Source organism: Streptosporangium sp. NPDC004631, assembly GCF_053601935.1.
The window spans coordinates 109465-124064 of sequence record NZ_JBSGCR010000013.1; the positions used below are offsets into that span (position 1 = coordinate 109465).

At 72.5% G+C, this 14600-nt stretch carries 12 protein-coding genes; 6 read left to right on the plus strand and 6 right to left on the minus strand.

Going from position 1 to position 14600, the window contains the following annotated elements; genetic code table 11:
* Window positions 1–22: 22 nt before the first annotated feature.
* The 4 genes from ACWEF2_RS15870 to mtrA form a co-directional block, all read right to left on the minus strand.
* Window positions 23–745, minus strand: a complete 723-nt coding sequence (locus ACWEF2_RS15870) for a ComF family protein (protein WP_453815765.1) — start codon at window positions 743–745, stop codon at window positions 23–25.
* A gap of 112 nt (window positions 746–857) precedes the next feature.
* A complete protein-coding gene (locus tag ACWEF2_RS15875) occupies window positions 858–2714 on the minus strand; it encodes an LpqB family beta-propeller domain-containing protein (protein ID WP_453815766.1) in 1857 nt (618 codons plus the stop codon).
* A gap of 19 nt (window positions 2715–2733) precedes the next feature.
* Entirely contained in the window at window positions 2734–4470 is a 1737-nt protein-coding gene (gene mtrB / locus ACWEF2_RS15880; protein ID WP_453815768.1) for an MtrAB system histidine kinase MtrB, read from the minus strand.
* A gap of 30 nt (window positions 4471–4500) precedes the next feature.
* Window positions 4501–5178 carry an MtrAB system response regulator MtrA gene (mtrA, locus tag ACWEF2_RS15885; RefSeq protein WP_355591967.1) on the minus strand — a complete coding sequence of 226 codons (678 nt, stop codon included), beginning with the start codon at window positions 5176–5178 and terminating at the stop codon, window positions 4501–4503.
* 341 nt (window positions 5179–5519) lie between these two features.
* Between mtrA and ACWEF2_RS15890 the strand changes: the two genes are divergently transcribed.
* From ACWEF2_RS15890 to ACWEF2_RS15910, 5 genes are all read left to right on the plus strand, one after another.
* The gene (locus ACWEF2_RS15890; protein ID WP_453815771.1) at window positions 5520–6815 is read left to right on the plus strand and encodes a hypothetical protein; all 1296 of its coding nucleotides are present in this window, start codon (window positions 5520–5522) and stop codon (window positions 6813–6815) included.
* Window positions 6800–7516, plus strand: coding sequence for a DUF4129 domain-containing protein (locus tag ACWEF2_RS15895; RefSeq protein ID WP_453815773.1), 717 nt, complete (start codon window positions 6800–6802; stop codon window positions 7514–7516). The genes ACWEF2_RS15890 and ACWEF2_RS15895 overlap by 16 nt, the downstream gene beginning before the upstream one ends.
* Before the next feature lie 112 nt (window positions 7517–7628).
* Window positions 7629–8831 (plus strand): DUF4350 domain-containing protein, encoded by a 1203-nt coding sequence (locus tag ACWEF2_RS15900; RefSeq protein ID WP_453815775.1) that lies wholly within the window; start codon window positions 7629–7631, stop codon window positions 8829–8831.
* 158 nt (window positions 8832–8989) lie between these two features.
* On the plus strand, window positions 8990–9943 hold the full coding sequence (locus ACWEF2_RS15905; protein WP_453815895.1) for an AAA family ATPase: 954 nt from the start codon (window positions 8990–8992) through the stop codon (window positions 9941–9943).
* Window positions 9944–9946: 3 nt separating this feature from the next.
* Window positions 9947–11314: a DUF58 domain-containing protein gene (locus ACWEF2_RS15910; RefSeq protein WP_453815777.1), complete on the plus strand. Its 1368-nt coding sequence runs from the start codon at window positions 9947–9949 to the stop codon at window positions 11312–11314.
* 60 nt (window positions 11315–11374) lie between these two features.
* Here ACWEF2_RS15910 and ACWEF2_RS15915 read toward each other — a convergent pair whose 3' ends face one another.
* Entirely contained in the window at window positions 11375–12370 is a 996-nt protein-coding gene (locus tag ACWEF2_RS15915; RefSeq protein WP_453815778.1) for a stage II sporulation protein M, read from the minus strand.
* 232 nt (window positions 12371–12602) lie between these two features.
* Complete coding sequence (locus tag ACWEF2_RS15920) at window positions 12603–13427, minus strand: XRE family transcriptional regulator (RefSeq protein ID WP_453815780.1); 825 nt, start codon at window positions 13425–13427, stop codon at window positions 12603–12605.
* Between the two features lie 175 nt (window positions 13428–13602).
* Here ACWEF2_RS15920 and ACWEF2_RS15925 point away from each other — a divergent pair, with 175 nt between their 5' ends.
* The gene (locus ACWEF2_RS15925) at window positions 13603–14523 is read left to right on the plus strand and encodes an RDD family protein (RefSeq protein ID WP_453815781.1); all 921 of its coding nucleotides are present in this window, start codon (window positions 13603–13605) and stop codon (window positions 14521–14523) included.
* Window positions 14524–14600: the final 77 nt, after the last annotated feature.

Sequence of the window (14600 nt, forward strand, 5' to 3'; positions counted from 1 at the left end):
AGGCCGGCACCGCACCGACCCTTTACGATCCGTTACCCTCCGTGATACCCGATAATTCGATCTTTCTTACTCTCCGGCGTGTCGCGGCGACCACGGCGGCCAGTGAGACCGTGACACCGGCCTCGCGCAGTGCCCTGGCCGCCTCGGCGAGGGTCGCACCCGTGGTGACGACGTCGTCAACCAGCACAACCGCCCCCACGCCGCCCCAGGAACGTGCCACAGCCCCGTTCCGGCCACCCGTAACCCCGAATGCCCCAGAGAGGTTCTCGGCCCTCTGGAGCGCGCTCAGCCCCGCCTGATCGGCGAGACGGCGGCGCTGAGTGAGCATCCTCGCCACCGCCGCCGGCCACCCGGCGCCGCGGAGACAACCGGCGGCCAGCTCCGCGAGCCGGTCCACCGGGTCGTGCCCGCGCCGCCTGCCGGCCGGACGCGCGCTCGGCACCGGGACGAGCACCACCGGCCGCTCCCCCGCCGCGGCGGCCACCGCGAGCGCGAGCGCCCCGGCCAGCGGACGGGCGAGGGCCGTACGGCCGCGCTCCTTGTAGGCGAGGATCGCCCCCCGCGCGGCACCGGCGTAGACGGCCGCCGACCAGCACTCGGGCAGGCCGGCCGGGGACGGGTCGGGCATCCTTCGCACGGGCTGCCCGTGCAGCTCGGCCGTGCAGCCGGGGCAGAGGAGGGAGCCGGGCGCGTCGCATCCGGCGCAGCGGGGCGGCAGGACCAGGTCGAGCAGGGCGGTCGGCACGGCTCCACCGTGCCAGGCCCCACCGACAAACGGCCCCTCCCGCCCAGGCGAACGACGCACCCGGGAAAGGACCGGGCCCGCCGCCGGGGTGCCGGGTGCCGAGGGCCGGGGTTCAGCCCAGGGGGTAGGCCGGGGCCGACGGGCCGTTGGGGGCGAAGTCCTGGGAGCCCTTCTCGTCCTTGACCAGGGGCTCCCACTTGGCGGAGGTCCAGTAGAGGATCTGCCGCTTCTTGTCGTCGTCCACGGCTCCGGCCAGCAGGGAGCCGTCCAGCGCGGTGATGGTCTGGATCCGCGAGTCGGAGGCCAGGGACTTGGGCGCCGCGGTGACCGAGGCCTCCAGCAGCTCGGACTTGCCGGTGAGGACGTAGAGGGTCTTGCCGTCCTTCCAGGCGATGTCCTTGATCGTCTGTTTGCCCTCGGCGGGCACCACCAGCTGCAGGTTGGCGATCCGGGTGGCGTTCCCCTGGCCGATGACCGTGCCGATCTTGACCTGCTCACCCTGCGCGTCCCTCACGACCGCCGCTACGTGCACCCCGTCCCGCGCGACCTTGAGCGATGTGACGTAGACCGTCTCCAGGTCGGGGGCGGAGACCTCGTAGCGCTGCCCGTCCCGGAAGCGCATCACCTTCGAGGTGTGGTCGTCGCGCCGGTTCACCGTCCACATCGTCTGGTAGCGGTCCCAGCACGGCGGGGCGAGGGAGTCGCCGGTGACCCACTCCTGCCACTGCCCGCCCGTGACGAGCGGGGCGACGGCGATGCGTCTGTCGCCCCCCGACAGCGCGGCCACCTGCGCCTGGGAGTTGATCGCCGGGTGGTCGCGGGCGCCGTCCTTCTCCCCCGCCTTACCGGGCACCGGCTGCCCGGTCTTCTCCTTGCCGAGCAGCCACAGCGCGCCGTCGGCCATGTAGTACGGATAGATCTCGCCGGGGGTCGTCCAGGGATCGAACGTCGACTGCTCCTGGGCGTCGATGGAGAGCGGGTTGTCGGTGTAGTACGGCTCACCGCCCACCCTGACCTCGAAGCCCCAGCCGCCCTTGGTGAGCTCGGCGAGCGTCGCGGCGAGCTGGGCCGACATCGGTCCGACCAGATCGGCGGCCACCCGCCTGGTCAGGTTGACCACGACACGGTTGTTCTGTGTGGTGACGTCGATGAGCTCGGTTCCGTCGAAGGCGGACCGCACCGCGCCCTTGAGCGAGCTGCTCGGCCCGTCGAGCAGCCGCTCGACCGTCGTCTTGGCGAAGTTGGCCGTGGGGTCGATCGGCACCCGGACCTGGTCGATCACCAGGCCCTTCCACCCCGGATCCAGGAAGTACAGATCCACCTTGAGGTAGGCGCGGTCGGCGTCGGCCTCCGACAGCAGCAGCCCCTGGGGCGCCGCGCTGATCCGCCAGCCGTTCGGCCCCTTGACGAGGGAGAAGGGCTCGTTCAGAAGACCGCCGCTCGGCCGGTACCGGCCGTCCTGGTCGATGATCGCGGTGACGGTGCCCTTCAGGGTGACCCGGCTCTCCTTCAGGCCCGCCTGCACCGCCAGGGGTTCGCCCTGTTTGTAGACCGTCACCCCGCTGTGCGGGTCCCACTTCTTGGCGAAGTCGTCGGTGAGGTAACGGCGCGCGATGTCGCGTTTCGGGTCGTCGACACTCGCCATCGCGGCCCGGAACCCGGTGACGACCTCCTCGGCCGACCAGCCGGGGTTCGGCGGCACGGCGATCACCCGCGCGTACGGGTCGCCCAGCGGATTGCCCTTGCGGACGTTGTCCACGGCGATGGACCCGCCCCCGATGGGGATCACGGAACAGGCCGTCCCCCCGCAGGTCAGCGCGGCCACCAGCATCGCCGTGCCCACGCGCCTGCCGGTCCCGGCCCGCACCGCGCCCGCGCGTCCGCCGGTTCCCGCCCGCACCGCGCCCGGCCGCCCGCCGGCCTCGGCCCGCGTCACACCCGGCCGCCCGTCGATCTCGGCCCGTGTCACGCCGGCCCGTCCTCCGGTCCTAGTCCGCATCGCGCCCCCCGTCGGCCGCCGCCGGTGCCAGCACCGGTGTCATGTGCCCCCGCCACGTCCGCCGCATCTCCACCTCCGGTGGGACCAGCGGCAGCGGTGAGCCGCGCAGCGGCGCCCCGGCCACCCTCGGCAGCGAGAGCCGGAACTGGGAGCCCTCCCCGTGGGCACCCCACGCCTGGAGCCAGCCGCCGTGCAGTATCGCGTCCTCACGGGAGATCGCCAGTCCCAGGCCGGTGCCGCCGATCGTCCGCGCGCGGGAGGGGTCGGCCCGCCAGAACCGGTCGAAGACCATGTTCTCCTCACCCGGCTTCAGGCCCACCCCGTGGTCGCGTACGGCCACGGCCACCGCGTCCCGGTCCGCTCCGACCAGAACGACGATGTCACGGCCCTCACCGTGCTCGATCGCGTTGAACAGCAGGTTGCGCAGGATGCGCTCGACCCGGCGGCTGTCCATCTCGGCTATGCAGGGCTCGCCAGGCAGGCGCAGGTCGAACCGGGTGGAGTGGCGCTCGGCCAGCGCCTCGGAGTCGCCGACCGCGCGCAGCACCACGTCCCTGACGTCCACCGGCTCGACGTCCAGCTCCGCCGCGCCGGCGTCGTAGCGGCTGATCTCCAGCAGGTCGGCGAGCATCGCCTCGAACCGGTTGAGCTGGTTCTGCATCAGCTCGGCCGAGCGCGCGACCATCGGCTCGAACTCCTCGCGGGCGTCGTAGAGCAGGTCGGCGGCCATCCGCACGGTGGTCAGCGGGGTGCGCAGCTCGTGCGAGACGTCGGAGACGAACTGCCGCTGGACATGGGAGAGCTCCTCCAGCTGATGGATCTTCAACGCCAGGTTGGCGGCCATCTCGTTGAAGGAGGCGGCCAGACGGGCCAGGTCGTCCTCGCCGCGAACCTTCAGGCGCTCGTCCAGGTGCCCGGCCGCGAGCCGCTCGGCGGCCTGGCGGGCCAGCCGTACCGGCGTGACCACCTGGCGGGTGACCAGCGAGGAGATCGCGGCCAGCAGCAGCACCAGGGCTGCGCCGACGAGGATGAGCATCCGCCGGACCGAGGTGAGGGTCTTCTCCTCCTCCTCAAGCGAGATCAGATGGTAGATCTCGTATCCGTCGTCCAGCCCGGTCCCGTAGGTGTCCAGGCGGGTGCCGATCACCATGCCCGGAACCGAGTCGCGTCTGCCCTTGTAGCGCAGCGACGTGTAGCGGGTGGTCTCCTCGTCCGCCGACTTCCTGAGCACGTCGTGGTGGAGCCTGACCGGGATGCTCACCGGATCGATGTTGGTGGTGGCGTAGAACTCGCCCGGCTGGTGCTCGTTGCGAATGATCACCGAGTACCGGAGCGCGGGCCCCGCCCGGCCCGCGAGCGCCGCGACCGCCTGGCCGAGCGGGCTGTCTCCCTCTCGCTGAAGCGTCTGCCCCGGTTCGGCCGACTGCTTGGCGGCGTCGCCGTCCTGCTGGTTGAGATAGCCGAGCACCGCCTTGCGGTCGGCCTGCGCCTCGCTTTTCGCCGCGCGCTCCCTGTCCCCCAGGGTGGTGGTGATGATGGCCTGCATGAGGAAGACTCCGAGCACGACGACCACCACGATGGAGATGACCATCGTGCTGGTGACCACGCGCAGCTGCAGGGAGCGCCGCCAGCCCCTGCGCGCGCCGCCGACGGCGCGCCGCGCACGCCGCCTGATCCCGCGCACCATCTGGAGCGGGGTGCGGCGGCGCTTCCTGGGTGTGGGCATGCCGGGGTCCGGGGAGAAGGCCGCGAGGACTTAGGCCGGGCCGGCCTTGTAGCCCACACCACGGACCGTCACCACGATCTCGGGGTGCTCGGGGTCTCTCTCGATCTTGGCGCGGAGCCGCTGGACGTGCACGTTGACCAGGCGGGTGTCGGCCGCGTGCCGATAGCCCCAGACCTGCTCAAGCAGCACCTCGCGGGTGAAGACCTGGCGCGGCTTGCGGGCGAGCGCGACCAGCAGGTCGAACTCCAGCGGAGTGAGGTTTATGGTCTCCTCCTCCCGCTTGACCGAGTGCCCGGCGACGTCGATGGTGATGTCGCCGATCTGCAGGATCTCCGGCGTCGGCTCGTCGGTGCGGCGCAGCCGGGCGCGGACGCGGGCCACCAGCTCCTTCGGCTTGAACGGCTTGACGATGTAGTCGTCGGCTCCGGACTCCAGGCCGAGCACCACGTCGATGGTGTCGCTCTTGGCCGTCAGCATGACGATCGGCACACCGGACTCGGCGCGGATGCGGCGGCACACGTCGATGCCGTCGGCGCCGGGCAGCATCAGGTCGAGCAGCACCAGGTCCGGCCGGGTGTCACGGAAGGCGTCGAGTGCCTTGTCCCCATCGGAGACGAAGGAAGGTTCGAAACCCTCCCCGCGCAGCACGATGCCGAGCATCTCGGCGAGAGCGGCGTCGTCGTCGACGACCAGCACGCGTCCTTTCATGGCCCCTCATTCGTTTTACGCAGTTTGGGAGTTTTCGGGGTAAGCGGCACGGTTGTCGAAGATTACCCTTGTCGAGCCACTGGATGACACAGCCCGACCAGCAGACATCCGAGTACCAGATTTTAGGCGCACACAACGTAAGGCTCGCAGGAGCACCCCCGCGCGGCCCCCTCCGGCCCCGGCGACTGCGGACGCCAAGCGGAGGTGGTCACGTTCCCAGTCTGAGGTAAACGACCGCGTCTCGGCCATCCCTCGGGGATCTCCGCCGGTCTCCCGGGGTGAAACCGCGCCGTGATCTCCCGATCAGCACAACCAGTGTGGCCACATGTCAGGATTGGGATATGTCAGACGGTCACGGCTCCACTCCCGACACGCCACCCGGCTGGGCGCCCAACCAACCTCCGCCGTACGGCGACGCTCCGGGTTCGCCGTGGACCGCCCCCGGCGCCGGTCCCGGCACTCCCCCGGCGCCGCCCCCGCCACCATCGCCGCCGCGGCAACCGCAGGGCGAGCAGCCTCCTCCGCCGTACCAGCACCATCCCCACAGCCCCTACGGTCCCTACGGCGGGCAGCCGCCGTACGGCTACCGCCCGCAGCCGCCCGTGCTGCGCCCCGGGATCATCCCGCTGCGCCCGCTCGGCCTCGGCGACATCCTCGACGGCGCGATCAAGTTGATCCGCTCCAATCCGAAGGCCGTCCTGGGCCTGTCGGCGATCGCCGCCGCGCTGAGCGCGATCCCGGTGGCGATCGGCCAGGCGATCACCCTGGGCAGAATGGGCACGGTCCTGAGCAGGGATCCGGCCGCGCTGGAGGGCAGCCCGCCGCAGGTGGGCTTCCTCGCCGAGTACGGCGCGCCCCTCGCCTCCTACGCGGTGCAGTTCGTCGCGGTGACCATGCTCACCGGTGTGCTGACCCGGATCCTGGGCCGCGCCGTCTTCGGCGGCCGGATGACGGTGGGCGAGGCCTGGCGGCTGACCCGCGGCAGGGTGCCCGCGCTGTTCGGGGTGGTACTCGCCCAGGTCCTGCTTCTGCTGATCCCCCTGGCCGTGGCGGTCGGGGTGATCTACACGCTGGTGGCGGTCGGCGCCGACATCGGGGTGGTGGTCGGCGTGGGGGTGCTGCTGACGCTGGCCTTCCTCGCCTACTCCCTGTCCGTCACCACCGGCCTGGCGCTCGCGGCTCCCGCGACGGTGCTGGAACGGCGCGGCGCCATCGCCTCCCTGAGCAGGTCCTGGTATCTGGTGAAGGGGGGTTTCTGGCGGACCCTCGGCATCCTGCTGCTGACCCAGCTCATCGCCGGACTGGTCGCCATGGTGCTCTCCATCCCGTTCACCATCGCCGGAGGCGTCGTCGGCGTCCTCGGGCAGGAGACCATCGGCTCGCAGATCGGCGCGGCCGTCCTGATCGCCATCGGCGGCACCATCGCGGCGATGATCACCTATCCGTTCCAGGCCGGGGTCAACGGACTTCTCTACGCCGACCGCAGGATGCGCGCCGAGGCGTTCGACCTGGTGCTGCAGACCGCGGCGATCGAGCAGCAGCGCCAGGGCTGGGTGCACGCGACGGCCGACGACCTGTGGGACCCGTCCGCCACGCCCGGCGGCCCCGGGCGGGGAGCCCCGTGGTCCGGTTCCTGACGGTTCTCCTCGACAGGGCGCCTCTCGACGCCACGGCGGCCCTCAACGCCGTGGTGTCCGCCGACGTCACGGTGCCGATCGACGTCGACCGCGGCCAGGCCCGGCGGGAGGCGGTCCTTGAGCTGCTCAGACCCGAGTACGCCAAGGAGTCCGCACTCGACCGCGTCACGCGGAACGTGAACCAGTTCATCGGCGACCTGCTGGACCAGGAGTCCGTGGGCGTCGTCGGCGGCGTGGCGGCGCGGATCGTGCTCGTCGCGCTGGTGATCGCCGCCGCCGTCGCCCTGGCCGTGGTCGCGCGACGGACGACGCGGGGCGGTACGGCACGGCAGGAGGGGATCTTCGGGAACGGCCGCCGCACCGCGGCCGAGCACCGTGACGCCGCCGAGGCTCTGGCCGCGGAGGGCCGGTGGGCCGAGGCGATCCGCGAACGGCTCAGGGCCGTCGCCCGTGATCTGGAGGATCGCGTCATCGTCGACTCCACGCCTGGCCGTACCGCGGGAGAACTCGCCGCCGAGGCCGGCCGCGCACTGCCCCGTCTGGCCGCCGAGCTGGCCTCGGCGGCCAGGGTGTTCGACGACGTGACCTACGGCGAGGTGCCGGGCACGGCCGCCGGCTACGAGGTCCTCCGCGACCTCGACGACCACCTGCGCGCCGCCCGCCCCACCCCCGCGCCCGCAGCGAAGGCGGTGTCACCGTGAGATCCCGCTCTCACCATGGAGGCGGACGTCACGCGAGGAGGCGTCCCCTCGGGAACCTCGCCGGACACGGCCGCTCGATGAGCCCGGCGCGCACCGCGCAGGCGGTCCCGTCGTGAGCCTCGGCGTCGCCCGGGGAGCGGAAACCCCGGGAGCGGGGCCGGGGACGGCCCCGCTGTCCGGTTCGACCTCCACCTCGCCGACCGCGAGAGGCGTCTGGCGCGGCGGCCGGGGCATCCTGCTGGTCGCGCTCATCGTGATCCTCGGCGCCGTCGCCGGCGTGCTGCTCAGCGGCGGATCCGGCGGGGGCAGGCCGCTCGACCCCGCCGACACCTCGCCCTCCGGCGGCAAGGGCCTGGCCCAGCTGCTCCGGGCCAACGGCGTGCGGGTCGTCCGGGTCACATCGGTCCAGGAGGCACAGGCCGCCAACCCGGGGAACAGCACGCTGCTGCTCACCGACACGTCCTTCCTCGGCGAGGAGGAGGCCAGGCTGCTCACCGCCATGTCGGCCGACCGGCTCGTGGTCGGCGCGCGGTCACACCTGGGGATCCTCGCCCCCGGGGTGATGCCCGGCCGGAGCGCACGGACCCGCTCACGCGAACCCGGGTGCGCGTTGCCGGCCGCGACCAGGGCGGGCAGCGCCTACCTGGGTGGCGTGCTCTTCGACGCGCCCGCCGGAGCGGCCCGCTGCTATCTCGCCGACGGCATGCCCAGCCTGGTCGGCTATACGGACGAGGGCCGGACCGTCACGGTCGTGGGTGACGGTCAGTTCATGACCAACCTGCGGCTCGCCGAGGACGGCAACGCCGCGCTGGCGATGAACCTGGCAGGGGCCAGGCCCACGCTGATCTGGCTGACCGCCCCGGAGACGGTTCCCGGCGCCACGGGCGGGAAGGGCCTCTACGACCTCGTTCCCCCGGGGGTCAAGTGGGCCGTGGCGCAACTGGCCCTCGCGGTGGTGCTGCTGGCGCTCTGGCAGGGCCGCAGGCTCGGCCCGGTGGTGACCGAGCGGCTGCCCGTGGTGGTCAGGGCCGCCGAGACCGTGGAGGGCCGGGCCCGGCTCTACCGGGCCAGACTTGCCCGCGACCGGGCCGCCGCCGCCCTCCGCACCGGTTTCGTCGACCGGATCACCCCCCGGCTCGGGCTGCCGTCGGCGGCCGGGCCGGACGCGAAGGTCGGCGCGATCGCCGAACGGACCGGACAGGCGGCCGCCTACGTGGGCGCCGCGCTGTACGGCCCGCCGCCGACCGACGAGGCGGGGCTGATAGCCCTGGCCGCATACCTGGACATGTTGGAAAGGCAGGTCAGAGAGTCGTGAGCGAGCGCAGCGAGCCGGCCGTCGGATACCCGGGGTCCGGGACCGGCGGAGGCGGCCTGGAGGGCACGCCACCGCGGAACAGCGGGCCGGCCGTACCGCCCTGGTCAGGTGGACCGGCCGGACCTGGCGACCCGGCGGAAACGGGGTTCGGCGGGGCCGTGCCCGGAGCGGACGGGGCCAGGGACGCGCTGGGCGCGCTGCGCGCCGAGGTCTCCAAGGCCGTCGTCGGCCAGGACTCGGTGGTCACCGGGCTGGTGATCGCCCTGCTCTGCCGGGGCCACGTCCTGCTCGAAGGCGTGCCGGGCGTCGCCAAGACCCTGCTGGTCAGGACGCTCTCGGCCGCGCTCTCCCTGGACTTCAAGCGGGTGCAGTTCACCCCGGACCTGATGCCGGGCGACATAACCGGCTCCCTGATCTACGACGCGAAGACCTCGGAGTTCGAGTTCCGCCAGGGCCCGGTCTTCACCAACCTGCTGCTGGCCGACGAGATCAACCGCACGCCGCCCAAGACCCAGGCGGCGCTGCTGGAGGCGATGGAGGAACGGCAGGTCAGCGTGGAGGGCAGCGCGCGCAAGCTGCCCGAGCCGTTCATCGTGGCCGCCACCCAGAACCCGGTCGAGTACGAGGGCACCTACCAGCTCCCCGAGGCGCAGCTTGACCGGTTCCTGCTCAAGCTGACCGTGCCGCTGCCGGAGCGCGCCCAGGAGATCACGGTGCTGGAGCGGCACGCATTGGGCTTCGACCCGCGCGACCTGTCCCGCGTCAGGCCCGTGGCCACCATCGAGGACCTGGACGCCGGGCGCGCGGCGGTCAGCCAGGTGCACGTCGGCCCCGAGGTGCTCGGCTACATCGTGGACATCGCCCGGGCCACCCGGCACTCGCCGTCGCTCCAGCTCGGTGTCTCACCGCGTGGCGCGACCGCGCTGCTGGCCGGGGCCAGAGCCTGGGCCTGGCTGTCCGGCCGCTCCTACGTGACCCCGGACGACGTCAAGGCGCTGGCCAGACCCGCGCTGAGGCACCGGATCCAGCTCCGTCCCGAGGCCGAGCTGGAGGGCGCGAACGCCGACGGCCTGATCGACGCCATCCTCGCCTCCGTCCCCGTCCCCCGCTGACCGATGGCACTGACAGGACGGGCCGCGCTGCTGGCCCTACTCGGCACGGTGGCCGTGCTGTTCGCGCCCAGCCCCGCACTGGCGACGGCGGGGGTGGCGCTGCTGCTCCTGGCCCTCGTCGCGGTGGATCTGCTGCTGGCCGGAGGCGTGCGCGGGCTGCGCTTCAGCCGCGCGGGCGACCGGCTGGTACGGCTCGGCGAGACCGCCACGGTCGAGCTGATCGTGGAGAACCCCGGCCCCCGCCGGGCCCGGGGCGTACTCAGAGACGCCTGGCCGCCCTCCGCCGGGGCCACGCCGCGGCGCCTGGCGCTGGACGTGCCCCCGGGGGAGCGCCGCCGCCTCGTCACCACGCTTACCCCCACCCGCAGGGGCGACCGCGAGGCGGTCACGGTCACCGTGCGCACGCTGGGCCCGCTGGGCGTCGCGGGCCGCCAGGGCTCCCACCGGGTGCCGTGGTCGGTCCGGGTGCTGCCGCCGTTCCTCAGCCGCAAACACCTGCCGGCCAAGCTGTCCAGGCTCAGGGAGCTGGAGGGCAGACATCCGTCGATGGTCCGGGGGCAGGGCACCGAGTTCGACTCGCTCCGTGAGTACGTGGTCGGCGACGACGTCCGGTCGATCGACTGGCGGGCCACCGCCCGCCGCAACGACGTCGTGGTGCGCACCTGGCGCCCCGAGCGCGATCGCCGGGTGCTGATCGTCCTGGACACCGGGCGCACCTCGGCCGGCCGGGTGGGCACCGCTCCGATCCCGCGGGCGGGAGAGCCCCCCAGAGGCGGGGACCTGTACGGCGGGGCGGCGGTCGTGCCGGGCTGGCCCCGGCTCGACTGGTCGATGGACGCGGCCCTGCTGCTGGCCGCGCTGGCCACCCGCGCCGGTGACCGGGTGGACTTCCTGGCCCACGACCGCGCGGTGCGGGCCTGGGTGTCCGGCGCCGGCCGTACCGAACTGCTGTCGACGCTGGTCAACACCATGGCCCCGATCGAGGCCGAGCTGATCGAGGCCGACTCGGCGAGCATGGTCGCGGCCGTCCTGGCCCGCGCCAAGCGGCGCTGCCTGGTCGTCGTGCTGACCGACCTGAACGCGGCGTCGCTGGAGGAGGGGCTGCTGCCGATCCTCCCCCGGCTCTCCTCCCGCCACCTGGTGCTCCTGGCGGCCGTCTCCGACCCCCAGGTCGCGGTGATGGCGGCCGGGCGCGGCACCTCCGAGCTGGTCTACAACGCCGCCGCGGCCGAGCGCCAGAACGCCGACCGGCGCAGGATCACCGCCCGGCTGCGTCGCCACGGTGTGGAGGTCGTGGACGCGGCCCCCGAGCAGATCGCCCCCGCTCTGGCGGACGCCTATCTGGCCCTGAAGGCCGCGGGCCGCCTCTGACCGTCGCACGCCCATGCCCCCTTCGAGCCCACGCCCCCTCCGCTCAGCACCCGGGGGAGCCTATCCGGCGCTCGGTGCGAGGTCGGGGGCCCGCTCAAGGTCACCGGTCTCCCTGGCGGCCAGGGCGCGGCGGCCGAAGAAGATCACATAGGCCAGGAACGCCGCCTCCGCGACCACCCCGATGCCGATGCGCGCCCAGGTGGGCAGGCCCGAGGGGGTGACCAGGCCCTCGATGAGCCCGGAGACGAACAGCACCACGACCAGGCCCAGCGCCACGCTCATCACCGCCCTGCCCTGCTCGGCGAGGGCCTCGGTGCGTTTGCGGGGGCCGGGGTTCACCGCCGTCCAGCCGAGGCGCATGCCGACGGCCGCGGCGAGGAAGACCGCGGTCAGCTCCAGCAGGCCGTGCGGGGTGATCAGGCCGAAGAAGATGTCCAGCTTGCCGCGTGAGGCCATCAGCCCGGCGGAGACGGCCACGTTGGCCGCGTTCTGCCACAGGATGTAGGGAATCGGCAGGCCGAGCAGGACGGCCATGGCGATGACCTGCATCGAGACCCAGGCGTTGTTGACCCAGACCTGACCGGCGAAGGAGGTCCCCGGGTGCTCCGAGTAGTAGTCGGCGAAGTCGTGGTCGACGAGCTGAGTGATCTCCTCCGGCGTGCCGACCGCGGCCTGGACCGCGGGATCACCCGCCACCCAGACGGCGACGACCGTGGAGACCAGGAGGAACGCGGCGGCGGTGGCGAGCCACCACCAGCGGGCCCGGTAGGCGACCACCGGGAAGGAGACCGTGAAGAAACGGATGAACTCCCGCCAGGCGGGGGTATGGGCACCGGTCACCGCCGAACGCGCACGGGCGACAAGCGCCGACAGACGTCCCACCAGGATCGGGTCGGCCTGCCCCGAACGCACGATGGACAGGTGCGTGGCGACCCGCTGGTAGAGGTCCACCAGCTCGTCGACCTCGGCGCCGTCCAGCGACCTGCGACGCCGGATCAACTCCTCCATACGATCCCAGGCCGGGCGGTGCGCGCTCACAAAGACGTCGATGTCCACCCGGAAAGCGTAGCCACATCCCCGATTTCCCCACTCCACCCGGACCGGGCCCGCCCGGCACCGGTCGACCAGGGCCGCGAATATCCCTGTTCCCGAATAGGTGGGGAACTCTCCGGGGCACCGGACGATGCCCTGGAGCCCACCTCCGCCGCCGGGCCGTCTTCGGGTGGATCATCGGGTCGAACACCCGGCGAACGGATGCCACCGGGAGGCGCTCACCGCATTCTCATCGTCAGGCCGCCCCCTTGGCCGCCACTGTCAGGGCGCGTAGTTCCCGGGCGGCGGGCAGGGTGCGGGCCTGCTCGGGGAGCGCCTCGATGACGTGACCGATGATCCGGCGCCGGTAGGGGGTGATCGGCGGCCCTTGAACGCCGGTGAGGGCATGGTCGAGGCCCTCGGAGACCTCGCGTTCACGGATCAGGCTGTGTGCCCGGATGAGCCGGAGATTGGCGATGCCGTGGACGAGCGCGGGCGAATAGAGGGCGTACGCGCGGTCCGCGGCGCGTACGGCCTCCCGTGTGTCGCCCAGCAGGGCGAACACCTCCGCCTCGGTGAAACGCAGCGCTCTTTCGGTGAAGCCCCAGTAGGTGAGCTCGTCGGCGGTGGCGCGGTCCGGCAGCCGGTCCCATGTCGTCCGGAGATCATCCAGCGCCGTACGGGCCGCCGCTCCGTCGCCTCCCCACTCGGCCGACTGCGCGGCGAGCATGGTCGCGCGGGCCGCGTAGGTACGTGCGAGCGCGGCGCTGGGCACGCCGCCCGAGATCCGTATGGCGTCATCGAGCAGACGGAGGCTGAGCTGGGGAGGGTAACCGGAGGCGAACGAGTTCCACGCCTCCGAGGCGCGCACCGACACCCGCAGATCACGATCCCCGGAGGCGTCGGCCGCACGACGGGCGGTCCGCTGCGATCGCCGCGCCTGGCTCGTGGCACGGATGTGGGTGAACTCCCCCGAAAGGGTCTGGGCGAGCGAGACGGTAACCCGCAGCAGCCCACTGTTCCTCATCGGGGTCCAGGGACCCCGCAACATGCCGGAGAACGCCTCGTCCTCATCCGTCACCTGTCCTCATCCGTCATCGGCGAGGACCCTTTTCGTCTCTCTCGGCCCACAAGGTCCCTGTTAGGTTGAGAGCGGAGCGCGAATCGTGGGAATCCGGTGGAAGCGATCGGCGACGGCCGACGCCACCGGGAAGGCGCGGCCTGACCGAGCAACCGAGCATAGGTAGGGTGCTGGTGTGTCCGATGTCGTAACCGGCGAGGCCGTTGTGGTCGAAGTCCGGATCGCCCAGCTGCCGAGCAGAGCCGCGGCACTGCTCATCGACATGCTGGTCCAGCTGGTGGCGCTGTTCGGCGCGTTCCTCCTGCTCGGCGCCCTCGCCCAGGACCTCGACATGGCGCTGACCACGATGATCTTCATCGTGTTCACCGTGCTCGTGATCGTCGGCTACCCCGTGATCTTCGAGACGCTCTCTCGGGGCCGCAGCCTGGGCAAACTCGCGCTCGGGTTACGGGTGGTCAGCGACGACGGAGGCCCCGAGCGCTTCCGGCAGGCCCTGTTCCGCGGACTGGCGGGCATGCTGGAGTTCTGGATGCTCAGCGGCGCCCCCGCGCTGATCAGTTCGTTGATCTCGGAGCGCGGCAAGCGGCTCGGCGACATCTTCGCGGGCACCATCGTGATCTCCGAGCGCGGTCCCCGGCGGTACGGCCCGCCGCTGGAGATGCCACCGCAGCTCGCCGCGTGGGCGGCGACGCTGGAGCTCTCCCGGCTGCCGGAGGGGGTGGCCGCCACCGCGAGGCAGTACCTCACCCGCTGGCACGATCTGTCGCCCACCGTCCAGCACGAGATGGGGGTGCGCATCTCCACCGAGATGTCGGCCTTCGTCTCCCCTCCCCCACCGGCCAGGGTGCCGCCGTTCGCCTACCTGACCGCCGTGCTGGCCGAGCGCCGCCGCCGCGATCACGTACGGCTGGCGCAGCAGACCGGCATGAGGCCGCCCGCCCAGCAGTGGCCCGGCCAACCGGCGCCCTACCCGCCGCGGCCCTACCCGCCCGGTCCCGTGACCGCGCCGCCCACGCCACCGTCACCGCCTCCCGCGCCGTCCCCCTCATCCGAGACGGCTCCGATCACCCCGGGCGGCTTCGCCCCGCCCGCCTGAGGTCCGGGCGCGCTCGGCGCCGAGGTCGGGGTTCACCGCGGACCAAGGGACGCTACGGGGTCACGCGCCGCGTCCGG